This is a genomic window from Acidimicrobiales bacterium (assembly GCA_035512495.1).
In the GTDB taxonomy this organism is placed as follows: domain Bacteria; phylum Actinomycetota; class Acidimicrobiia; order Acidimicrobiales; family CADCSY01; genus DATKDW01.
In genome coordinates, this window is record DATKDW010000039.1 from 80426 (window position 1) to 103424 (window position 22999).

21 protein-coding genes are annotated in these 22999 nt (G+C 72.1%); 13 read left to right on the forward strand and 8 right to left on the reverse strand.

Annotation, left to right across the window (positions count from 1 at the left end):
• Positions 1-26 precede the first annotated feature (26 nt).
• Positions 27-503 carry a helix-turn-helix domain-containing protein gene (locus tag VMN58_04965; GenBank protein ID HUF32546.1) on the reverse strand — a complete coding sequence of 159 codons (477 nt, stop codon included), beginning with the start codon at positions 501-503 and terminating at the stop codon, positions 27-29.
• A gap of 89 nt (positions 504-592) precedes the next feature.
• On the opposite strand from VMN58_04965, the gene VMN58_04970 reads away from it, so the two are divergent.
• On the forward strand, positions 593-3142 hold the full coding sequence (locus VMN58_04970) for a fused MFS/spermidine synthase (GenBank protein ID HUF32547.1): 2550 nt from the start codon (positions 593-595) through the stop codon (positions 3140-3142).
• Between the two features lie 9 nt (positions 3143-3151).
• Here the strand turns inward: VMN58_04970 and VMN58_04975 are convergent, their stop codons facing one another.
• From VMN58_04975 to VMN58_04995, 5 genes are all read right to left on the reverse strand, one after another.
• Complete coding sequence (locus tag VMN58_04975; protein HUF32548.1) at positions 3152-5584, reverse strand: EAL domain-containing protein; 2433 nt, start codon at positions 5582-5584, stop codon at positions 3152-3154.
• Positions 5585-5733: 149 nt separating this feature from the next.
• Complete coding sequence (gene tal / locus VMN58_04980; protein HUF32549.1) at positions 5734-6852, reverse strand: transaldolase; 1119 nt, start codon at positions 6850-6852, stop codon at positions 5734-5736.
• Between the two features lie 4 nt (positions 6853-6856).
• On the reverse strand, positions 6857-8686 hold the full coding sequence (locus VMN58_04985; GenBank protein ID HUF32550.1) for a transketolase: 1830 nt from the start codon (positions 8684-8686) through the stop codon (positions 6857-6859).
• A gap of 76 nt (positions 8687-8762) precedes the next feature.
• The gene (locus VMN58_04990) at positions 8763-9920 is read right to left on the reverse strand and encodes an FIST N-terminal domain-containing protein (GenBank protein ID HUF32551.1); all 1158 of its coding nucleotides are present in this window, start codon (positions 9918-9920) and stop codon (positions 8763-8765) included.
• A gap of 47 nt (positions 9921-9967) precedes the next feature.
• On the reverse strand, positions 9968-11071 hold the full coding sequence (locus VMN58_04995; protein HUF32552.1) for an amidohydrolase family protein: 1104 nt from the start codon (positions 11069-11071) through the stop codon (positions 9968-9970).
• A 76-nt stretch (positions 11072-11147) separates the two neighbouring features.
• Here VMN58_04995 and VMN58_05000 point away from each other — a divergent pair, with 76 nt between their 5' ends.
• Together VMN58_05000 and VMN58_05005 are read left to right on the forward strand one after the other, a co-directional pair.
• The gene (locus tag VMN58_05000) at positions 11148-11756 is read left to right on the forward strand and encodes a TetR/AcrR family transcriptional regulator (GenBank protein HUF32553.1); all 609 of its coding nucleotides are present in this window, start codon (positions 11148-11150) and stop codon (positions 11754-11756) included.
• Positions 11757-11784: 28 nt separating this feature from the next.
• Positions 11785-12717, forward strand: coding sequence for a TIGR03564 family F420-dependent LLM class oxidoreductase (locus VMN58_05005; protein ID HUF32554.1), 933 nt, complete (start codon positions 11785-11787; stop codon positions 12715-12717).
• 65 nt (positions 12718-12782) lie between these two features.
• Here VMN58_05005 and VMN58_05010 read toward each other — a convergent pair whose 3' ends face one another.
• Positions 12783-14537 (reverse strand): beta-N-acetylglucosaminidase domain-containing protein, encoded by a 1755-nt coding sequence (locus VMN58_05010; protein HUF32555.1) that lies wholly within the window; start codon positions 14535-14537, stop codon positions 12783-12785.
• Between the two features lie 20 nt (positions 14538-14557).
• Here VMN58_05010 and VMN58_05015 point away from each other — a divergent pair, with 20 nt between their 5' ends.
• The 9 genes from VMN58_05015 to VMN58_05055 all read left to right on the forward strand — a co-directional run bounded on the left by VMN58_05015 (position 14558) and on the right by VMN58_05055 (position 20971).
• Entirely contained in the window at positions 14558-15211 is a 654-nt protein-coding gene (locus VMN58_05015; GenBank protein ID HUF32556.1) for an acetate--CoA ligase family protein, read from the forward strand.
• On the forward strand, positions 15208-16674 hold the full coding sequence (locus VMN58_05020; GenBank protein HUF32557.1) for a CoA-binding protein: 1467 nt from the start codon (positions 15208-15210) through the stop codon (positions 16672-16674). Before VMN58_05015 ends, VMN58_05020 begins: the two co-directional genes overlap by 4 nt.
• Before the next feature lie 40 nt (positions 16675-16714).
• Positions 16715-18106, forward strand: a complete 1392-nt coding sequence (dacB, locus tag VMN58_05025; GenBank protein HUF32558.1) for a D-alanyl-D-alanine carboxypeptidase/D-alanyl-D-alanine-endopeptidase — start codon at positions 16715-16717, stop codon at positions 18104-18106.
• 93 nt (positions 18107-18199) lie between these two features.
• Entirely contained in the window at positions 18200-18523 is a 324-nt protein-coding gene (locus VMN58_05030; GenBank protein ID HUF32559.1) for a hypothetical protein, read from the forward strand.
• Positions 18520-18744: a hypothetical protein gene (locus VMN58_05035; GenBank protein ID HUF32560.1), complete on the forward strand. Its 225-nt coding sequence runs from the start codon at positions 18520-18522 to the stop codon at positions 18742-18744. The genes VMN58_05030 and VMN58_05035 overlap by 4 nt, the downstream gene beginning before the upstream one ends.
• Positions 18744-18977, forward strand: coding sequence for a hypothetical protein (locus VMN58_05040; GenBank protein HUF32561.1), 234 nt, complete (start codon positions 18744-18746; stop codon positions 18975-18977). The genes VMN58_05035 and VMN58_05040 overlap by 1 nt, the downstream gene beginning before the upstream one ends.
• 49 nt (positions 18978-19026) lie before the next feature.
• Positions 19027-19227, forward strand: coding sequence for a MoaD/ThiS family protein (locus tag VMN58_05045; protein ID HUF32562.1), 201 nt, complete (start codon positions 19027-19029; stop codon positions 19225-19227).
• Positions 19224-20162: an ATP-binding protein gene (locus VMN58_05050; protein ID HUF32563.1), complete on the forward strand. Its 939-nt coding sequence runs from the start codon at positions 19224-19226 to the stop codon at positions 20160-20162. The genes VMN58_05045 and VMN58_05050 overlap by 4 nt, the downstream gene beginning before the upstream one ends.
• Positions 20159-20971, forward strand: a complete 813-nt coding sequence (locus VMN58_05055) for a tRNA (adenine-N1)-methyltransferase (protein HUF32564.1) — start codon at positions 20159-20161, stop codon at positions 20969-20971. The genes VMN58_05050 and VMN58_05055 overlap by 4 nt, the downstream gene beginning before the upstream one ends.
• Here VMN58_05055 and VMN58_05060 read toward each other — a convergent pair whose 3' ends face one another.
• Positions 20972-21667, reverse strand: a complete 696-nt coding sequence (locus VMN58_05060; GenBank protein ID HUF32565.1) for a DUF4388 domain-containing protein — start codon at positions 21665-21667, stop codon at positions 20972-20974. It lies immediately after the preceding gene.
• 63 nt (positions 21668-21730) lie between these two features.
• Between VMN58_05060 and VMN58_05065 the strand changes: the two genes are divergently transcribed.
• Positions 21731-22999, forward strand: a 1269-nt coding sequence (locus VMN58_05065) for an ATP-binding protein (GenBank protein HUF32566.1), incomplete at its 3' end; no start/stop codon positions are given.

Consider the following 22999-nt stretch of genomic DNA (forward strand, 5'->3'; position numbering starts at 1 on the left):
GTGGGGGCTCCGGGTGATGGGGGGCGTCAGGCGGTGGAGGTGCTGTGGGCACCGGGGCCCGGTCGGCTCCGGATGGCGGTGGGGGCAACGGTCTCGTCGCAGGTCCAGCACACGAAGTGCTGGTCGAGCACGTCGCCGCAGCGACCGTGGACGAGGTCGAGCGGCGGGCCGTCGTCGGGGCTCAGGTGCTTGTCGCCCCAGCGCATCAGCGCCACCAGGGCGGGGGAGAGGTCGATGCCCTTGGGCGTGAGCCGGTACTCGTAGCGCTCGGGACGGGTCTGGTAGCGGCGGCGCTCCATGACCCCGTGGTCGACGAGCTTGCCGAGGCGGTTGGCGAGGAGGTTCCGGGCGATGCCGAGGTCGCGCTGGAAGGCGTCGAAGCGACGAACGCCTCGGAAGGCGTCGCGGAGGATGAGGAGGGTCCACCGGTCACCGATGACCTCGAGGGTGCGGGCGATCGAGCAGTCCTGCTGGCGGGAGACGTCGAGGGCGGGCTCGGGCACCGAGGGAAGATAGCACGTCGGTTTCGATTCAGAACTGACTCCGGCGGGGGACCGGTGCAGCCCCCGGTAGCCTGTCGCCCGGTCCAGACATGACCGGCGCCTCACCACCCCTCTCACGCAGCACCTCCGGGCTCCTGCTCGCCCTCTTCTTCGCTTCGGGCTTCGCCGCGCTCGTCTACCAGGTGCTCTGGGCGCGCCAGCTGGGCCTGCTGCTCGGGAGCACGGCGCAGTCGGCGGCGTTGACCATCGCCATCTTCTTCACGGGCATCGCCGCCGGCGGGTGGTTCTGGGGCCAGCGCTCCACCGCAGGTTCCAGCAGCCTTCGCCTCTTCGGACTCGTCGAGGTCGGGGTCGCGCTCACCGCCCTCGGCCACTTCGTCGTGATCGATGCCTACCACGCCGTCCAACCCGCCCTCTTTCGCCTCATGGACGCGCCAGCGCTCGACACGGTCACCAAGGCAGTGATCGCTGCCTCGCTGCTCCTGCCGCCGTCGTTCCTCATGGGGGGCACCCTGCCGCTCATGGGCCAGCACCTGGTCCGCCGGCCGAGCCGGCTGGCCAGGACCGGCACCGTGCTCTACGGGGTCAACACCGCCGGGTCGGCCACGGGCGCCCTCGCGGCAGGCTTCGTCCTGCCCCTGGCCCTGGGGCTGCGGGGGACGTACCTGCTCGCCGTGGGCGTCGATCTGGTCGTCGGCGTGGTAGCCGTCTCCCTGGCACGGCGGGAGCAGACGATCCCCCTCCCCCAACCGGAGCGCCTGCCCGCCCGTGAGACGCCCCCACCTGTTGGGGGTGTGGTGCCCCGGGTGGTGTGGGTGGTGGCCCTGACCTCGGGCTTCGCCACGCTCGCGGTGGAAGTGGTGTGGACCCGTCTCTTCGCCCAGGTGCTGCAGAACTCCGCCTACACCTATGCCCTCGTCCTCACCACCTTCCTGGTCGCGCTGGCCCTCGGCGCCGCCCTCGCCAACCTGTTGAGCCGGATCCGCCGGCCCGGCCCGGAGGTCCTGCTCGGCTGCCTCCTCCTGGTCGCCGGCTACCTGGTGGCTCTCTCACCGTGGCTCCTGCACCAGATGACCGGCGGGCTCGGCGAGCTCGGGGGCGGCCTCGGCTGGCTCCCCTACCTCACCGCGGTCGCCGGACTCATCGTGCCGGTCATGCTCCTGCCGGGCATCGCCCTCGGCGCGGTGCTGCCGTACCTCCTGCGAAGCCTCCAGGACGCAGGGCGCAAGCCGGGCGACGCCATCGGCCGGCTCGTGGCGGTCAACACCGTCGGCGCGGTGCTCGGCTCCCTCGTCGCCGGGTTCGTCCTCCTCCCACTGGTCGGCTCGTCACGAACCCTCCTCGGCCTCGCCGCCATCTACCCGGCCCTGGTCGTCGCTCTGGCCCTCTCGCGCGCCTCACCCCGCCGGGTCGGCGTCGCCGCAGCCGCCGCGGCAGTGGCCCTCGCGCTCCTCCTCGCGCCCCTCGACGGCCTTGACCGAGTGCACCTGCGGAGGGATGACGAGCGGGTGGTCGAGGTGCGGGAGGGAGCCCGGGCCACCGTGGCCGTGGTGGCCCGGGGCGTGGACCGGACCATGCGCGTCGACAACCACTACACCCTCGGCGGGAGCGCCGGCCTCGATGGCGAACGCAACCAGGCGGTCCTGCCGCTCCTCCTGCACCCGGACCCGCGCTCGGTGTTCTTCCTGGGCATGGGCACGGGCATCACCGCCGGAGCCGCCCTGGCGTTCCCAGTCGAACGGGTCGTCGTCTGCGAGCTGCTCCGTGACGTCATCGCCCTCGGCGAGGAGCACTTCGGGCCCTGGACGAACGGCCTCTACGACGATCCCCGGGTCGTGATCCATGCCGAGGATGGCCGGCGGTGCCTGCGGCGCAGCACCGAGCGCTTCGACCTGGTGATCAGCGACCTCTTCACCCCGTGGCGGGCGGGGACGGGGAGCCTCTACACGCGGGAGCACTTCGAGACCGTTCGCACCCGCCTGGCGCCCGGGGGGATCTTCGTCCAGTGGGTGCCGCTCTACCAGGTGTCCGAGCGGGAGCTGGGCGTCATCGCCAACACCATGGACGCCGCCTTCGACGAGGTGGTGCTCTGGCGGGGCGACCTGTTCGCCGAGCGCTCGATCGTCGGGCTGGTGGGACACGTCGACTCGCGCCCGGTGGCACCGGCCACCGCGGCGCGCAACGCTCGGCACCTCGTCGACGACGATGTCAGCGAAGCCGCCCTCGAGGCCCTGCTGCTCCGCCTCTACGCCGGGAACGTCACCGCCAGCGGGATCTTCGCCGGCCACGCCCTCAACACCGACGACCGCCCGGTGATCGAGTACCTCGCCCCGCGCACCCAGCGTGAGGCGCAAGCCGGCAGGACCTCCCTGCTGGTGGGCCCGGCGAGGGAGCGCCTCTACGCCGACCTCCGTGACGCCGTCGACCCCGCCCGCGACCCCTACCTCTCCCGGCTCGACACCGTTCAGCTCGGCTACGTCGAGGCCGGATGGCACCGATCGCGCAGCGCCTTCCTCAGCAACGTGGGCGACGCAGCGGCGGCAGGCCACGAGCACCACTTCGTCCGGCTCTCACCACCGGGCTCCACTGCCGTGGTCTCGCCCGCGGCGCGGTTGCTCCCGTCGCCGGATCCGGGCTGAGCCCGAGCCCTACCCCGTGCTCTGGACGTCCAGGAGGGCGGCGATGTCGTCGGCCGTGCCTGGGGAGGCGAAGAGGAACCCCTGCCCCTGGTCACAGCCGAGCGTCCGCAGCTCGGCCAGCTGGAGGTCCGTCTCCACCCCCTCCGCCACCGAGGTGAAGCCGAGGGTCAACGCCAGGCTCACGATCGCCGCCACGATGGCAGAGTCCTCCGGGTTGCGGCCGAGGCCGTCGATGAAGGCGCGGTCGATCTTGAGCTGGTCCACCGGGAAGCGGTGGAGGTGGGCGAGCGAGGAGTAGCCCGTGCCAAAGTCGTCGATCGCCAGCTTGACACCCAGCGACCGCAGGGCAGCAAGAGAGGCGTGAACCGCGTCCATGTCCTCCATCACCGCGCTCTCGGTGATCTCCAGGTGGAGCCGGGCGGGGTCGATGCCCGCCTTCGAGATGATCCGGCGGACCTCCTGGGCCAGGCCGGCGGCCCCGAGCTGACGGGCGGAGAGGTTGACCGCCATGGTGAGTGGCACGTGGCCGTGCGCGTCCCACCACGCCAGCTGGCCGACCGCCTGCTCGAGGATCTGCACTCCCAGGGGGATGACGAGGCCGGTCTCCTCCGCCACCGCCAGCAGCTCGATCGGGGCCACCGGCCCGAGGTCGGCGTCGGTCCACCGGACGAGGGCCTCGACACCGATGATCCGGCGGTCGGCGAGGGTGAGGAGGGGCTGGTAGTGGACATCGAGCCCGCCGCACTCCAGCGCCCGGCGCAGCGCGACCTCGGTGTCGAGGCGCCGGACTGCGTCACGTCGGAGCGTCTCGTCGAAGACCTCGAAGTGGGCCCGCCCGCGGGCCTTGGCGTGGTACATGGCGGCGTCGGCGTCGCGGAGGAGCGACTCTGGGGTCGCGTCCGACGAGGTCGCCATGGCGATGCCTCCGCTGATGCGCAGGACGACCTCCTCGTCACCGATGGCGCACGGCTCGCCCATGATCCTGGCGATGCGGTCGGCGACGGTCACCACCGTCTCGAGGCGGACTACGTTCCGGCACAGCACGGTGAACTCGTCGCCTCCGAAGCGGGCGACGACGTCACCGGCGCGGATGGCGCCCCGGAGCCGGTCGGCCATGATCACCAGCAGCTCGTCGCCGGCCTCGTGCCCGAGGCTGTCGTTGACCACCTTGAAGCGGTCGAGGTCGAAGAACAGCACCGCCAGACCCGTGGTCTGGCGGTCGAGCGCCTCCAGCGACTCGGCGAGGCGCTCCAGGAAGAGCGAGCGGTTGGGGAGGCCGGTGAGGGGGTCGTGGTGGGCCTGGAACTGCAGCTGCTCCTCGAACGCCTTGCGCTCGGTGACGTCCCGCAGGGTGCAGACGATGCCGTTGACGTTGGGGTCGAGCAAGCGGTTGACCGCCGTCGCCTCGATCCACCGCCACCCCGTCTGGAGGTTCTGGAGGCGCAGCTCGATGGAGGCGGTCTCGCCTGGGGTGTCGCGGAGCTGCAACAGGAGCGAGCTGACCTGCTCGATGTCGCCCGGATGGATGTCGTTGAAGGCGCTCATTCCGATGTTGGTGTCCTCGGGTGCACCGATGATCTGCTCGATCGCTGGGCTGACCCAGGTGACCTCGAGACCCTCGTTGAGCACGACGATGGCGTCGGAGAGGTGCTCGACGAGCGAGCGCAGCCGGGCTTCGCTGTCACGGAGGGTGGCCTGCTCGGCAAGTCGCTCGGTGACGTCGTGGATGGTGAGCACGACCCCGTGCACGGCCTCGTCGTCGAGGAGGTTGTTCACCACCACCTCCACGGTGTGCCACATGCCGTCCCCGAAGAACACGCGCACCTCGATGGGTCGGCCCACGCCGGGGGACTCCAACCGCTCGCTGAAGAACGCCATCGCCCGCTCACGGTCTTCAGGGTGGACGAGATCGAAGCCGTTGGTGCCGGTGATGTCGCCCTCGAGCGCCATGAGGTTGGCCGCCGCCGGGTTGGCGTACCGGATGGTCCCGTCGTCCTCGAGCACGGCGATGATGTCGCTGGTGTGGGCGAGGAGCGCTTCGAAGCGCTCGGCCCCCGGTGGCGAGGTCGAGTCGAAGGGGGCAAGCTCGGCAGGGAGGTCGAGGCGGGCCCAGACCGCCTTTCCGTGGGGGAGGAGCTGGACGCCCCACGCGTCGGCCAGGCTGTCGACCACGACCAGCCCCCGACCGCGGTCGCTCTCCTCCTCCCGGAGGGGCGAGACCCTCGGACGGGTCGCGGAGCTGCCGTCGATGACCCGGATGAGGAGGCCGTTGGAGATCCGCAGCGAGAGGCTGATGGGTCCCTGGGCGTGCCGGAGCGCGTTGGTCACCAGCTCAGTGGCGATCATCGTGGCCGGCTCCACCAGCGTGGGAAGGTCCCAGTCGTGGAGCGTCTTGGCGACGAGGTGGCGGGCTCGAGACGCGCAGGACGGGTCCCTCGGCAACTCCTCGGACAGCCTGAGCGAACCCAGGGTGGAGGGGTCGCTGATCACTGTCGTCCCCGTCTGCGCGCGACCACCCACTCAGTGTCGTTGACCTGCGCGCGGCGGGCCATAGCCCGTCGGTGCTATCTGCCTCTGGTCAGTCCAGGTGCCTACCCGTCGGGGTCGAGGGCGCTGGCCCTGCGCTCCAGCGTCTGGATCAGGTCGTCGAACGAGGTCGCGAACTTGTCGACCCCCTCCTTCTCCAGCACCCGGGACACGTCCTCGACGTCGATCCCGAGCTCCTCCAGCCGGGCGAAGAGCTTCTCGGCCTCCTCGACGCCGTCGTCAGCGGTTCGGGCGACGGTGCCGTGGTCGTCGAAGGCCTCGAGGGTGTCCTCGGGCATGGTGTTCACGGTGTCCGGGGCGATGAGCGTGTCGACGTAGAGGGTGTCGGGGTAGCTGGGGTCCTTGGTCGAGGTCGAGGCCCACAGCGGCCGCTGGACGTGCGCCCCCTTCGACGCCAGGGCATCCCAGCGCGGACCGCTGAAGCGGTCCTGGAAGAGGCGGTGCGCCAGCTTGGCTTGCGCCACCGCCGCCCGACCCCGGAGCTCCGATGCCTCCGCGGTGCCGAGATCGCCCAGGCGGCGGTCGACCTCGGTGTCGACGCGACTGAGGAAGAAGGAGGCGACGCTGCGGACCGTCCCCAGGTCGGTGTCGGCACCGCGCTCGTCGAGGTGCTGCTCGAGGCCACTGAGGTACGCCTCCACCACGGCGTCGTAGCGCTCGATGCTGAAGATGAGGGTCACGTTGATGCTGCGGCCCTCGGCGATCATCTGCCGGATGGCGGGGATGCCCTCCTCGGTGGCGGGGATCTTGACGAAGAGGTTGGGGCGGTCGATCTCGGTGTGGAACGCCCGGGCCGCCTCGATGCTTGCCGCGGTGTTCCTCGCCATGTCCGGCGCCAGCTCCAGTGACACGAATCCGTCGGTGCCGTCGCTGCGCTGGTGGAGCGGCTCGAGGAGGTCGAGGGCATCGACGATGTCGGTCTTGACCATCGCCCAGTAGGCGTCGAGGACGCTCGCCCCGTCCTGGATCAGGGAGCGGAGCTGCGCGTCGTAGGCGGTGCCGCTCGACATGGCCTTCTCGAAGATGGTGGGGTTGGAGGTGACCCCTCTGACCCCTCGGTCCAGCCAGCGCTGCAGGGTCCCGTCCTGGAGCCAGTCGCGTCGGAGGTTGTCGAGCCAAGGGCTCTGGCCCTGCTGGCCGTAGAGATCGGAAAGCCTGGGCATCGGATCAGGTGCGCACGCCGTCGCGCACTGCGGCGGCGATGGTCTCGGCGTCGATGCCCGCGAAGCGGAGCAGCTCGTCGGGCTTGCCCGAGCCGGGCATGCCGGCGACGGCGAGCTTGACGACCCGGACCGGATCGGTGGTGTCGGCGAGGGCATCGAGCACGGCGTCACCGAGGCCGCCCTCGGGCCAGTGGTCCTCCACCGTGACGATCAGCCCGGTGCCGGCGGCCTGGCGGATGGTGTCGACGTCGACCGGCTTCACCGAGTAGAGATCGATCACCCGCACGGCGATCCCCTCGGTGGCCAGGGCGTCGGCCGCCTTGAGGGCCTCGTGCAGGGTCACGCCGGCTCCGACCAGCGCGGCGACATCGTCGTCGGACGACCGCAGCACCTTGCTCCCCCCGACCGCGAAGGTCTCGTCGGGCCCATAGATCACCGGGGTGGCTCCTCGGGTGGTCCGGATGTAGGAGATGCCGGAGAGGTCGGCCATGAGCTCGACGAGACGGGTCGTCTGGTTGCCGTCGCACGGGTACAGGACGGTGCTGCTGTGGATGGCTCGCAGCGACGCGAGGTCCTCGAGGGCCATCTGTGACGGGCCGTCCTCGCCGATGGAGACCCCGGCGTGCGAGCCACAGAGCCGGAGGTCGGCACGGCTGATGGCTGCCATGCGCACGAAGTCGTAGGCTCGGCTCAGGAATGCGGCGAAGGTCGACGCGAAGGGGACCCAGCCCCTGACCTGCATGCCCACCGCGGCGGCGACGAGCTGCTGCTCGGCGATGTACATCTCGAAGAAGCGGTCGGGGTGGGTGTCCCGGAAGATCTCCGAGAACGTCGAGTTGCTGACCTCACCGTCGAGGGCTACCACGTCGCCACGCCCGGCGCCGAGGGCGGCGAGCGCCTCGCCGTAGGCCTTGCGGGTCGCGACCTCGCTGCCGACCTCGTAGCGGGGTAGGTCGATGGTGCCGACGTCGAAGCGGTGCGGGGTGCCACCCACGGGCACGTTCACCTCGACGGTGAGGTCGGTGCGCCCACCGAGCTCGGCGATGGCGGCGTCGGCGTCGGCGAGGGGCTTGCCGTGGGCGTCGTCGGCGTCGGCCACGGCCGAGGCGCCCTTGCCCTTGACCGTCCTGGCCACGATGACGGTGGGGCGCCCGGTCGTCGCAGCTGCCTCGGCGTAGGCGGCGTCGATCGCCTCGAGGTCATGGCCGTCGACCTCGATGGCGTGCCAGCCGAATGCACGGGCCCGTTCGCTGTAGGCGGAGAGGTTCCAGCCGTGCATCGTCTCGCCCCGCTGACCCAATCGGTTGACATCGATGACGGCGGTCAGGTTGTCGAGGTTCTCGTGGGCGGCGTGGGCGAAGGCCTCCCACATCGACCCCTCGGCCATCTCGCTGTCGCCGCAGAGCACCCACACTCGGTAGGGGATGCGGTCGAGCCTTGCGCCGGCGAGGGCGATGCCCACACCGATCGGCAGGCCCTGGCCGAGGGATCCGGTGGCGACGTCCACCCACGGGAGGACCGGGGTCGGGTGACCCTCGAACCGGCTCCCGAAGGCGCGGAAGCTCATCAAGTCGTCGTCGGTGATGGCCCCCGCCGCCCGGTAGGCGGCGTAGAGCAACGGTGAGGCGTGACCCTTGGAGAAGATCAGGTGATCGTTCGACGGGTCGTCGGGTCGGTCGAAGTCGTAGCGGAGGTGGTCGGTGAGCAGCACCGCCATGAGGTCGGCGGCCGACATCGACGACGTGGCGTGGCCAGAGCTGGCTCGGTCCACCTGGCGGACGGAGTCGACGCGCAGCTGCTGGGCCAGCTGCTCGCAGGTCTCGAGGCTCTTCATCGACTGACCACCTGATCGGGTCTCGGGAACGGAGGACCGCCAACCCTACCCAGCGGGGCGGGGCGCGCCGGCGGCCTCAGGCTGGGCCCGCCGGGTCGCTGAGCATCAGGAGCGAGGCGGTGAGGCCGTGGAGGAAGCTGCGCCCTCCCACGGGCCCGATCTCGCCGGCGCAGGACATGCCGGCCATGGCGAGCGGCCCCAGGATCTCGTCGACCGTCCGCGCGTCGTGGTCGGGCTCCCCGAAGAGGTTCGAGCCGCGCCCGGCACAGGTGAAGAGGAGGGCCGCGTCGGCGGCACGGCCGTGCAGCATGCGCCGCAGGTCTTCGTCGGCGGAATCTGCGTCGCGCACCTGGAGCTGGACGGTGGCGCCCACCTGGACCTCGTCGCCGACCGCGATGGCGCCGGCATCGCGATCGCCGCCGATGACGTTGCGGATCAGGAAGTCCCCTCGGCCGTAGTCGGCTTGTTGCTCGTCGATCACGCGGCCGAGGTGCAGACCGTGCTGGGCCATGGCGAGGTCCTCCGGGCCGAGGCCGGCGACGATCTCCTGGACCCGTTCCAGCGCCGGACGCCCGGCGAGCTCGTAGATCACCTGGCGCTCGCTGCGGGTGACCGCCATCGGGCTGCCGATGGGGCGGCAGCCCTGCGACACGACGGTCGACAGCTCGACGCCGGAGAGCACGACCCCCACCGCCCCGTCGTCGACGATCCCTCCGTCGAGCAGGAGACGGCTGCCGCCGGGTCCCCGAGCAGCCGATGCCAGCCCGCCGACGACGGGCAGGTCGAGGCCGGTCTGGTCGCGGAGGCCCTCGACGAACTCGTGGGCGGGGAAGGTGAAGGGATCGCCGAGGAGGAGCACCCCGCTGGCGTCGTCGGGCAGATCGGCGCGCTCGGGGAACCCGCTGACGGCCGCTCCGTCAGGGCTGACCTCGGCCTGGAGCCGGAAGGGTGTCGCCGCCACCGATGCCCCCGCCCAGAGGGCGATGGCGGGCCCCTGCTCCACCTCGCGCCCGCCGCCGACCACCGTGGCGGTGGTGCAGCCGAGGAGCGTCGACGGCCGCAGGAGGTCGCGGACGGCCCCGGCGATGTCGTCCACCGCCCCGGTGTGCGCGGTGCTGACGAACAGCAGCGCTAGGTCGGGGGCCTCACCGACACCGTCGAGGACCTCGCCCACGACCTCGCCGACGGCGTGGGTCGCCAGGGGGTGCTGGGAGAGGGCCGCGGCGAAGGTCACCCTCGGAACCTACCGGCGACGATCGCCGATTCGGGGGTGGCACGGCCTCACGGTCGCCGGACGCCCCCCACCCAAGTGGCCACAACCTCCAGGTCCCCGTCGAGGGCCACCAGGTCGGCGCGCCGGCCCGGCGCCACCAGGCCCCGGTCGTCCAGGCCGAGGACGGCAGCGGGGGAGGTGCTGGCGGCGGCGACAGCGGCCTCGAGCGACGCCGCGCCGCTCGCGACGATGTTGCGGATGGCGGCGTCCATCGTGAGGCTGCTCCCGGCCAGCGTGCCGTCGGGCAACCGTGGCGCCGTCCCGTCGTGGCGGATCTCGGTGCGGCCGATGCGCTCCGCCTGCCATGCCACGGCGTCGCTCACCAGCACGACGCGCCCGGGCCCCTTGGCACGGAACGCGAGGGCCAGCGCCGTGGGGTCGACGTGGACCAGGTCGGCGATCAACCCGACGGCAAGGCGCTCATCGGTGAGGCCGACGCCCACCAGGCCCGGCCGGCGGTGGTGCAGCGGCTCCATCCCGTTGTACAGGTGGGTGACCATGGTGGCCCCGGCGTCGACTGCGGCCGTGACCTGCGACGCCTCCGCGGCGGAGTGCCCGAGGCTCACGACGATCCCGCGTGAGCGGAGGAGGCCGATGGCGTCGATGACCCCGTCGAGCTCCGGCGCGATCGTCACCAGCCGCACCACCGGTGGGAGGGAGTCCAACCAGGCCAGGTCGACGGGCTGGAGGTGGGCCGGTGGGTGAGCGCCGGGACGGCCCCCCAGCATGGGGCCCTCCAGGTGGGCACCCACGATCAGGGGCTGTCCCTCTTCGGGCCTGACGGCTGCGGCGGCCACCCGCTCGAGACGAGCCGGGTAGACGTCGAGGGGCGCCGTGACGAGCGTCGGGCACCAGCTGGTGACGCCGGCGCCGAGGAGGTGGGCGTCCAATCGGGCCCAGTCGGGCCCGTCGGCGGTGGCGACGTCGACATCGCCGATGCCGTTCACCTGGAGGTCCACGAAGCCCGGCACGAGGGTCCAGGGCTCGACGGCAGCCGCCGCCTCCGCAGGGGTCACCGCCCGGATCTCTCCCGAGTCGATCACCACGGTCGCGGGGCCCGGTAGGGCGTCCGGGCAGCCGAGCACCCGTGCGACGGTGAGGGTGAAGGCCATCGAGGACGACCCTACGGCCCGCCATGGGAGTGGTGGAGTCCCGAGCCGGGCCGATGGACCCCGGTACCCTCGGCCCATGGCATCTCAGGAGTCGGTCCCCTCGACCCGAGAGGCCATCGTCCTGGCAGCCACGAGGGCATTCGCCGAGCACGGCTACGACGGGACCTCGCTCAACCTCATCGCCGACGAGGTCGGGATCCGCCGCCAGAGCCTCCTGCACCACTTCGCCTCGAAGGAGGCCCTGTACCAGGAGGTCTGGGCCCTGTGCGTGACTGACTTCGCGCTTCGGGTCGAGCAGGCCGTCGCGGGCCCGCGAGAGGGCTGGACCATGGTGGACCACGTCCTCGACGCCAGCTTCGAGTTCTTCTCCGAGAACTCCGACTTCATCAGGCTGCTGCGGCGGGAGGCGATCGACGGTGGCGGTCACGGGATCGACATCGGTGTCGCCCTCACCCCCTACTTCCGCCGAGCCGTCGCCTTCTTCGAACGTGAGATGGACGCCGGGAGGTTCCGCCGTCAGGACTCCGCGCAGATGCTCCTCACCGGCTACGGCGCCCTCCTCAGCTACTTCAGCGACGCCGCCTTCCTGGAGGCCCTGCTCGAGGAGGACCCGCTCGGCGAGAAGGCGCTCGCTCGTCGCCTCGACCACGTCAAGGCATTCTTCCGCTCCGCCCTGGAGCCCTGAGCGGGGCGGACGCGGTACGTTCCGGGCCATGCGCATCGGGCTGACAGGTGGGGGATCCACGATCGAGCGGATCGTGGAGCAGGCAGTGCAGGCCGAGGCCGACGGCTTCGCCTCGATGTGGCTGCCCGGGGCGGTGGCCGGCGATGCCCTGTTGCCCATCTCCCACGCCGGCAAGGCGACCACCAGCATCGAGCTCGGCACGGCGGTGCTGCCCACGTACCTCTGCCATCCGGTCCTCCAGGCCAACCGGGCCGAGGCGGTGGTGGCCTCGATGGGTCGCCCCGGCCTGGTGCTCGGGGTGGGTCCCTCGCACCAGCCGGTGGTGGAGGGATCCCTCGGCCTGTCCTACGACCACCCAGGTCGTCATACCGAGGAGTACGTGACCATCCTCACGAGCCTGCTGGCCGGCGAGACCGTCGACTTCCGAGGCGAGGACCACCAGGTGCGGGCGCAGCCGAGCGGCATGGCCCAGCCGATCACCGGAGGCGAGCCCATCCCGGTGCTCGTCGCCGCCCTCGGCTCCCGACTCCTCCGGGTGGCGGGGGAGCGCGCGGCGGGCACCATCCTCTGGATGGCCAACGCCCGGGCCGTCGAGTCCCACGTGGCGGCCCGGATCACCCGTGCCGCCAAGTCTGCCGGGCGCCCCGCGCCCCGGATCGTCGCCGGCCTGCCCGTCGCGGTACACGACGACATCGACGAGGCGCGCCAGGTCGCCGCTAGCCAGTTCGAGGTCTACGGCCAGCTGCCCAACTACCAGCGCATCCTCGAGCACGGGGAGGTGGCGGGCCCGGCCGAGGCGGCGATCATCGGTGACGAGGCGGCGGTGGAGGCCCAGATCCGACAGCTCTTCGCCGCCGGGGCCACCGACGTGTGGGCCGCCCCCTTCCCGGTCGGAGGCGACCGCAAGGCGTCCCGCCAGCGCACCCACGACCTCCTGGTGGGACTCGCCGCCGCCAGCTGAGCCAACGTGCTGTCGAATTCGAGGTGACGTGAGCTCGATAGCGAGCTGACCCAGATGCTGCTCGCTCAGTCCCAGTCGGCTCCGTGGCCGAGGAACAGCGTGCTGTCGTCGACGAAGCAGAGCAAGTGACCGTCGGGGTCGGTGCAGTAGAACGACCGCTCGCCCCAGGGCCGCATCTCGATGGGTGAGGTGATCTCGGCTCCGACGTGCGTGGCCCGATCGAAGGTGGCGTCGAGGTCGTCGGTCGCGAAGTAGAGGTTGTCGGGGAGCGGGTGCAGTGGGAGTCGTTCGTCGTGGGCCTCGACGGCCCGATCGATGAGGGCGACGATGAAGCCCTCACAGTGGAAGTACAAACGGGAAGGGACGGTGTCGTCGGCGTCGATCCCGAGAACCCGTTCGTAGAAGGCTCGCGACCGGTCGAGATCTGACGCCGGCAGGGCAATGCGGAAGGCGCGCATGGGCGAGATCATCACAGATGCGCCCGCCGGAGCACCGACCGTCACCGTCGATGCCGCCGCCAACGCTGCTCGAGCGAGGCGGTCGAGGGCGTTGGCATCCTCCTGCAGGGCGTCGGAGCGTAGGCGCCAGCCGCCGTCGGCTCGCTGGGACAGGGCGGGGCGGGCGCTGCACCGGGGCCCGAAGACGGTGTGGGGGCTGCGGCGGACGGCAGGCCACTCGGCCAGCAGGCGGAAGGCCCGGCCGAGGACGGCGTCGGCGTCATCACCGGTTGTCGCCTCCCGGGCGGTGCGCAGCAGGCGCAGGGCCCGCCTGCCCACCGTGGCCTCGGCCTGGGTCTGGTCGATCCAGGTCCCGGCCTCGTCCTCCAGCCCGGGGCCCTGGCAGTCCTCGGCCTCCCGGAGCCACGTCGCCAGGGCATCGCCCGCCAACGACGTCGCCGCCTCGTCGACCGCGCCGAGGAGTTCGTCGACCAAGCGGTTGGGTTCGGTGCCGTCGCACGCCTCGGCCAGGCGCCGCCAACCGAGCTCGTCGGCCGTCGTCGCCCAGGCCTCGTACGGGTCGTCGCCCCGCAGGTGAGCAGCGATCGACGCCAGCGGGAGCAGCGAGGCGGTCGGTTGGACCATGGCGTTGGCCAGCCACCCGCTGCAGGCGCCAGCCAGGCCGGGTTCGCGACCGCGGACCGGACCGAGGAAGAGGCGGTCGGCCATGACGGCGTCGTTGACCGGGACGTTGTCCCACAGCAGTGGCGGCCGTCCGCTGAGGGCCTCGGTCCGCCGCTCGGCGTGGGCCACGGTGATGGTGTCGTTGACGACCGACTCGCCCGTCCAGCCGATGGCGACGTCGTCGGGCAGTGAGGTCAGGGCCTGCAGGTAGGCGGTGGGCCTGCTGCCGATGTACTGGGTGGGCACCAGGGCCAGCGCTGCGTCGCCGTCGAGGCGGCCGTGCAGCCAGGCGGTGAGGGCGGCGTGCTCCTCCCCCAGGCCTTCCCGGTCGGGGATGTCGTCGAGGGCGAGCACGACCGAGGACGCGCCACGCTCGAGCACGCTCGCGACCTTTGCCCACAGCGCATCGCGATCGGATGCGGACGAGACGTCGATGGAGAGTCCGGGGGAGATGGCAAACGACAGGGCCAGGGGCGACCCGTCGGCGAAGCGGCCGAAGGCCGCCAGCTCGGCACCGGGATAGGGCTCCCGCCAGCGCTCGCGGTGGAGCGGGTCGTCCTTCGGGGCGTAGACGTAGTGGGTCATCCCCCGCTCGGCACACCACGTGGCGACAACCGAGCGCTCGGGCCAGGACCATGGCCGGCCGTAGAAGCCCTCGATGACGCCGACGAGGGGCCCGGCGGGGGTCGCCTGCGTCATGGCCACTACGTTACGCCGCCATGCCCTCCACCCTCTCCGAGGCCGAGTCGAAGCGCCGCCTCGCCGCCCACGGTGTGCCCGTGGCCGACGAGCGCGTCGTCGACGATCCCGAGGCCGCAGCGGCGGCAGCGACCGAGATCGGCTTCCCCGTCGTCGCCAAGCTCTGTGGCGACGGCATCGCCCACAAGACCGAGCGGGGGCTCGTCCGGCTCCGCCTCGGCGACGAGGCGGCGGTGCGCGCGGCGGCGAGAGAGCTCCTCGACGCCGCCACCCCGGACGACGGTGAGGTCGGGGTGCTCGTGGCGCCGATGGTCACCGGCAACCGAGAGCTGATCGCCGGGCTGCACCGCGACCCCCAGTTCGGGATGACGGTCATGCTCGGGGTCGGCGGCATCCTCGCCGAGGCCGTCAAGGACGTCACCTTTCGGATGGTGCCGTTGGCACGCGTCGACGCCGAGGACATGCTCGACGACCTCTCGACCTCGTCGCTCCTTGGTGCCTTTCGGGGCGAGGCTGCCGTCGACCGGGGCGCCGTCGTCGACCTCATCCTCGCCCTGGCGGCGGTGGCGGAGGCGGAGGCCGACGTGGTGTCTGCCGACCTCAACCCGGTGATCATCACCCCCGAAGGCCGGCCCGTCGCCGTCGACGCTCTGTTGGAGGTGGAGGCCCGATGAGCGACACCACGCGGTTCTCGGCGCTGTTCGACCCTCGCGGCGTGATCGTCGCCGGCGCCTCCAGCCACCCCGGCAAGTTCGGGTTCGTGGCACTGCACAACATCCTGGCCAGCGGCTACCAGGGTCGGGTCTTCGCCACCAACCGGGAGGGCGGCGAAGTCCTCGGGATCCAGTGCGCCACCTCCATCGACGACCTGCCTGACGACGAGGCCGACCTCGTCTTCGTCTGCACTCCCGCCTCAGCGAACCCCGACCTGCTGCGGGCCTGCGCCGCCAAGGGCGTGCGGGCGGCCTTCGTCACCTCGGCTGGCTACGGCGAGGCGGGGGAGGAGGGCGCGGCCGCCGAGGCCGACTTGGTGGCCCTCGCCGACGAGCTCGGGATCCTCCTCGCCGGCCCGAACGGCCAGGGCGTGCTCTCGACCCCGTCGTCGCTGTGCGCGCAGATCGTGGCCCCCTACCCCCCGGCGGGCCGCATCGGGATCGCCAGTCAGTCCGGCAACTTCGTGTCGAGCTTCATGAACTACGCGGTGCAGACGGGTGTGGGCGTGAGCCGCGCCGTCTCCGCCGGCAATGCTGCGGCCACCACGGTCGCCGACTACCTCGACTTCTTCGGCGACGACCCCGAGACGGCGGTCGGTCTCGCCTACGTGGAGGGCATCCGCGACGGCCGCCAAGTGGCGGAGCGCTTCCGCTCCGTCACCGCGCGCAAGCCGCTGGTGCTCCTGAAGGGGGGCGCGTCGGCCTACGGGCAACGGGCCGCAGCCAGCCACACCGGTTCCCTCGCCAGCGACGATGCCGTGTTCGACGGCGTGTGCCGCCAGACAGGCGTGACCCGCGCCGCGACCGTCGAGGAGGCCTTCGAGGCCGCCGCCACCTTCGCCACCCAGCCGCTGCCTGCCGGGCCGCGCGTGGTGGTGATGACCACCGCCGGCGGCTGGGGCGTGGTGACGGCCGACGCCCTCGCCCACACGTCCCTCGAGCTGGTGGCGCTGCCCGACGACCTCCTCGCCGCGATCGACGAGAAGCTCCCACCCCGGTGGAGCCGAAACAACCCGGTCGACCTCGCCGGTGGCGAGACCCGCGACACCATCCCCGAGGTCATGGAGCTCGTCGCGTGCCACGACGCTGTCGACGCCGTGATCTACCTGGGACTCGGCATCCAGTCGAACCAGGCTCGCCTCATGCGAGAGGGCCCCTTCTACCCGGACCACGGCCTCGAGCGGATCGTGGCGTACCACGAGCGCCAGGACGCCCGGTTCGCCGAGGCGGCCGCCGAGGTCAGCGAGCGCACGGGCAAGCCCATCCTGACCGCCACCGAGCTGGCGGTCGCCACCCCCGACAACCCAGGACCGGCCGCGGTCCGGGCCAGCGGTCGACTCTGCTACGCCTCGTCCAATCGGGCTGTCACCGCCCTCGACCACCTGTGGCGCCACGCCCGGTGGCGCCAGCGCCGGGGCCTGTAGACGACACGGGCGGGCCTTCCCGCCCTCGTACCATCGCCGGGTGCCCCGTCACCTGGCCAGCGTGATCCTCGGCCTCGTGGCCGTCGCCTGCGCGGCGGTCGCCGTGCGCGACGTGCCCGCTGCAGCAGACGCCGCCCCGGTGGCGCAGGCGCCGTCACCGCTGGCACCGGTGCTCTCGCCCCGTCGGGTGCCGGCGGCGCTCCTCGCCTCGTTGGCCGAACGGCGCCAAGTGGCCGCCCTCGACGCCGTGGTCCAGGCCACGCCACCGGGGTCCTGCCTGGTCGTCGAGCAGGGCGACCGCACGCTGGTCGACCACCTCCCGAACGAGCCGGTGGTGCCAGCCTCGACGCTGAAGCTCCTCACGGCGGTGGCCGTCCTCGAGCACCTCCCGGCCGACGAGCGCCTGGTCACGACCGCCGTCGTCGCCGCTGATCCTGTCGAGGGCATCGTCGAGGGCGACCTGTGGCTCGTCGGCGGCGGCGATCCCGTGCTCGGCACTGCTGACTGGGCTGCATCCTTCCGCCGTCAACCGGCGCTGGTGACGCTGCTCGAGGCCGTCGCCGACCGGGTTCGCGACGCCGGCATCACCGTGGTCCGCGGTGGGGTGATCGGCGACGAGAGCCGCTACGACCAGCAGCGCTACGTGGCCAGCTGGCCCGTCCGCTACGCCCTGGACGGCCAGATCGGGCCGCTGTCGGCCCTGTCGGTCAACGACGGGTTCTCGCGCGTGCCCCCCATGTTGCCGTTCGCCGATCCTGCGGTCGGGGCAGCGGGCGTCCTCACCGAGCTCCTGCGTGCACGGGGGATCGAAGTGGTGGGGGAGCCGGCAGCCGGGGTGGCGCCGAGCCCCGCCGTGCCCCTGGCCAGCGTGGAGTCGCCCCCCGTCTCCGAGCTCGTGCGCCAGCTGCTGCGGGAGAGCGACAACGGCACCGCCGAGCTGCTCCTCAAGGAGCTTGGCCTGCGGGTGCTCGGCCAGGGCAGCACCGCCGCCGGCGCCCGTGCCGTCATCGAGAGCCTCGCCGCGAGGGGGCTCCCGCTCGCGGGGGTGAGCGTCCTCGACGGCTCCGGGCTCGACCCCGGCAACCGGGTCACCTGCCGCCTCCTCCTCGACGTCCTGGCCACGGCCGACCCCGCTGGTCCCATCACCACCGGTTTGTCGGTGGCCGGGGAGTCGGGGACGCTGGCGCATCGCTACCGCGGGACCGACGTGGCCGGAGTGCTGCGAGCCAAGACCGGCTCGATCCGCTCCGTGTCTGCCCTGGTGGGCGAGGTGCAAGCAGCCGATGGGCGGCGCCTCCGCTTCGCCTACGTGGCCAACGGGCTCGAAGCGGGCGCCGACGGCGGGGCCCTCCAGGACATGCTCGTCACCATCCTCACCGCCCCACTGGACCTCCCCGCGCTCGATCCGCTCCGGCCCGGCGCCCACCCCTAGTCCCTGGTGCTTGCCAGCCGGCTGGCGGGGAGATAGGAAGGGCGAGGCCGCCTTCGGGCGTCGCCCAGCACCCCCGGCCCGCGAGGAGCGCCCGTGCCAGAGAACCGAGCGAAGGACAAGTCGCTGCCGACCCTCGTGGCCGAGCTGTGGGAGCTCATCCGCACCTACGCCATCCAGCAGACCGTCGAGCCGCTCAAGGGCCTCGGACGCTACGTGGCCTTCGGCATCGGTGGTTCGTTCCTCGTTGGCATCGGCGGCATCCTGCTGGCGGTCGCCCTGTTGCGGGCGCTGCAGTCGCAGACGACGGTCTTCGAGGGCAGCTGGTCGTGGGCGCCGTACCTCATCACCGTGGTCGCCTGCGCCGTGGTGATCGCCCTCGCCCTGTCCGCCACCAAGAAGCGAGGCTCCACGTCGTGAGCAGCAAGCACGCCACCAGCACCGACGAGGTGTCGCGCGACGACATCGAGCGCAAGCTCCGGGAGATCCGTGGCGAGGTCGATCAGGTCGGCGATGCCAGCCGGAGCTACGTGATCGCCGCCGGCGCGGTGGCGGCGGTCGTGGTGGTCGCCATCGCCTTTGCCTGGGGCAAGCGGAAGGGCAAGAAGAAGACCACCGTGGTCGAGATCCATCGCGTCTGATGCCCATCACCACGGTCCTGCGCAAGAAGGCGATGGCCCGGGGCCTCTTCGAAGGCTCGAAGGCCTGGGTCGTCGTGTGGGTCGTCCTGGTCGGGGCGAAGCTGCTTCGCAAGCTGGACAAGCCCGTCGTCGTCTTCCGCCAGGAGCTCGAGCCCGGTGGTGCCTTCCTGATCCGCAACGGCGACCGGCGAGTGACCATCGTCGGGGGCTCCGGCGTCGAGGTCGAGGGCTGACGCCGGCGGCCGGTTTCGCTGCCGGTCGCCCCACCGCCATCATGGTTGCGTGCACGTGACCCTCCGCAACCCCAGGCGTGTGATCGAGGTCGAGGGTCCCGTGCGCGTCGAGGTCCTCCTCAGGCGCCTCGAGCTCAACCGTGAGTCGGTGCTCGTGATCCGCAACGACACCCTCGTTCCCGGCGACGCCGTCCTCGCCGACGACGACGCCGTCGAGATCCGGCCCGTCATCTCTGGTGGTGCGTCGTGAAGTGCCGCGTGTGCCGTGGCCCGGCCGTCATCGACGTGCGACGCCACAACGCCAACTTCTGTGCCGAGCACTTCATCGGCCACTGCCGGGAGCAGGTCCGGCGCACCCTCGACCGGTTCGACATGCTGGCGCCGGGCGAGCGGGTGCTCGTCGCCGTGTCCGGTGGCAAGGACTCCCTCGCTCTGTGGGACCTCCTGGTCGACCTCGGCTACGAGGCCGACGGCCTCTACCTGGGTCTCGGCATCGGCGAGTACAGCGACGTCTCCGGCGAGCACGCCAGGGCGTTCGCCGAGCAGCGCGGCCTCCACCTCGTCGAGGTCGACCTCCGCGACGATCACGGCTTCGACGTGCCGACGGGCGCCAAGGCCGCTCGGCGGGCCCCGTGCTCGGCGTGCGGGCTCTCCAAGCGCCACCTGTTCAACACCGCTGCACTGGAGGGCGGCTACGACGCCGTCGCCACCGGGCACAACCTCGACGACGAGGCGGCAGTGCTGTTCGGCAACGTGCTGCGCTGGAACACCGAGTACTTGGGTCGTCAGCTGCCGGTGCTGCCCGCCCGGCCGGGCTTCCCTCGCAAGATCAAGCCCCTCGTGCGCCTGGCTGAGCGGGAGATGGCGGCGTACTGCGTCCTGCGGGGGATCGACTACCAGGTCGAGGAGTGCCCCATGGCGACCGGGAACCGCCACCTGGCGTACAAGGAGGCCCTCAACGACATCGACGTCGCATCCCCGGGAGCCAAGGCGGCGTTCTACTTCGAGTTCCTCGACAAGGCGTCCCACCTCTTCACCGGCGGGACCGAGGCGAGCCAGGAGGGGCTGGGGGAGTGCTCGTCCTGCGGCGCGCCCACCACCACGGAGGTGTGCGCCTTCTGTCGGCTCGTCGAGCGCGCTGCGGGCGCCGAACCCGTTGCCGTGCGGCCCCCGAGGCCAGGGTGAACCGCCCACTCGCCGCGGGGGAGCGGATCATCGTCGTCGACGCCAAGGGCCGGCAGTACCTGGTCACCCTCGTCGCCGGCGGCGAGTTCCACACCCACACGGGTGTGGCGTCCCACGACGACGTGATCGGCCAAGAGGAAGGCGTGACCGTCCGCTCCACCACCGGCGCCCGCTACACCGCCATGCGCCCCACCCTCACCGACACGGTCCTGCGGATGCCCCGTGGTGCGCAGGTCATCTACCCGAAGGACCTCGGGCCGATCCTGGTCCTCGCCGACATCCACCCCGGGGTCCGGGTCCTTGAGTCGGGCGTCGGATCCGGTGCGCTGTCGATGACCCTCGTGCGAGCCGGCGCCGACGTCGTCGGCTACGAGCTGCGCGACGACTTCGCCGAGCGGGCCCGCCAGAACGTGGCCGCCTTCGTGGGGGAGGAGGCGGCGCGCCAGCGGTACCGGGTGGAGGAGCGCGACGTCTACGAGGGGATCGACGAGCGCGGCGTCGACGCGGTGATCCTCGACCTCCCCGAGCCCTGGCGGGCGGTGCCGCACGCCGAGAAGGCGCTGCGGGGAGGTGGGACCCTGGTGTCGTACTCCCCGTCGGTCATCCAGGTCGCCAAGGTCCGTCAGGCGCTCGACGAGAGCGACTTCGAGCTGGCGCAGACCGTGGAGGTCCTGCAGCGGACCTGGCACGTCGAGGGCGACGCCGTCCGCCCCGACCACCGCATGGTGGCCCACACCGGGTTCCTCACCTCGGCCAGGCTCCTCGGGCCCATCCCTGGGGGCCTCAAGGCCCCGCGGACCCCTCGCTGATCAGTCCCCCTCGACCTCGACGGCGCCGAGGCGGGCCAACCGGTAGACCAGGGCGCAGACGTCGAAGGCGCCGGTCCCGGTGGCGACCACCACGTCGGTGAGGGTGCGGCGCCCGTCGAGGGCGGCGACCACTGCCCACTCCTCCTCGGCCAGGGTGACCGCGCCGGCTCCCGGCGGGAGCGACGGGGCGAGGCGGGCGACGACGGAGGTCGAGGGGATGACGGTGGCGATCTCGCGCCACTCCTCGAGGCGCTCGTCGACGTCGTGGAGGACCGCGGCCACCTCGACGCCTTCGGCACCCTCCCCGGCGGCGTCCCCGGCATGCTCTTCGGCGTCGAACCGGAACGGGGCGGACCCGAGCACGACCAGGTCGAGGACCGTCATCACCACCGCCTCGTGCGCGTCATCGTCGCCGGTGTGCCGATCGGGACCCCCGGCACCGACCACGAGGCCGCCCCGGAGATCGACGTGACGTGGCTCGGCGGTGCCGACGGTCAGGCGTCCGGTGGCGCCGCTGGTGGCAAGGAGGCGGAGGATCTCGGGGGCCGGGAAGTCGGCCAGGTCACCGTCGAGGGAGGGTCCGGCGGTCTGAGGGTCGACGATGGTGGCCTCCTCGGGCGGGGCCGGCGGTGCCGGCGAGGGCGGCCATTCTGCCTCAAGGCCTCCCCTCAGGCCGCCGATGCTCCTGACAGTCACCACTGACCGTGCCCAACCGCACCACGGGCGCAGACCACGACCGATCCCGACAGGAGCCCCCACGTGCCGGAGCGAAAGCGCCACACCTGGATCCCACCGACCGCTGCGGCACCGCTCGCCGGCCTCGCCGTCGTCGGCGCCGGCGCGGTGGCTGCGACGTCGGTCGACCTCACCGGTGCCGCGGTGCCGCCCGCAGCAATCGCCGCCGCTGTGGTCCTCGTCGTCGGCGGGCTGGCCGCCCTCGGCGCAAGGCGCGCAGAGCGGCGTCAGGCCGAACCCCTCGAGGAGCTCGCCGAGGCCGCGGGCCGTAGAGAGGCAGCACTCCGCCACGCCGTGGTGGCCATCCAGCGCCCCGGCACCGAGGTCCCCGAGGTCGAGCCACTGGCCGGCGACCTGGACGGTCCGGCCGGCCAGCTGGCGGCCGCCCTCGACGCGGTGCATGACGTCGCGACCCGTGCAGCTCACGAGCAGGCCGCGCTGCGCGCCAGCGTCAAGAAGACCGTTCTCCACCTCGCTCGCCGAAACCAGTCGCTCCTGGACCGCCAGCTGCGCTACCTCGACGACCTCGAGGACAGCGAGACCGACCCCGACCAGCTGGAGCACCTCTTCGCCCTCGACCACCTGGCGACCCGGATGCGGCGCAACGCCGAGAGCCTCCTGGTCCTCGCGGGTGCCGACCCCGCCCGCCGTCGCCGGCAGCCCGTTCCCGTCGCCGACGTGCTACGAGCCGCCGCCAGCGAGGTGGAGGACTACGCCCGCGTGGACATCACCGGATCGATGGACGTCGCCCTCGACGGGACGGCGGCAGCGAGCACCGCTCACCTGCTGGCGGAGCTGATCGAGAACGCCACCGGGTTCTCGCCGCCGTTCAGCCGGGTGTCGGTCACGGCCGAGCCGGCGACCGACGGGATGCTGGTCACCATCGTCGACAAGGGCCTCGGCATGGCCACCCCTGACCTCCTCGCAGCCAACGACGTCCTGGCCCGCCCGCCTGCCGAGGACGTCGTCCTCGGCCCGCAGCTCGGCTTTGCCGTCGTCGCCCGGGTCGCCGACCGGTTCGGGATCAGGGTCCACCTGTCCCTCACCTCCGACGCTGGGGGCGTCACCGCCAGGGTCACGCTGCCAGCGAGGATCCTCCGCTCCCTCGCCGCGCCAGCCCCGGTCGCTCCGGCAGCTCCGGTCGCCCCACAGGCTCATCCTGCCCCGTCTGCCCCGGCCGAGCCGCAGCCGCTCTTCTCTCGCCCGGCCTCGGCCGAGCCCGAGGTCGCAGCGGCGGAGCCGACTCCGGCACCGCTCTTCTCCCGCCCGGCCCCGGCCGAGCCCGAGGTCGCA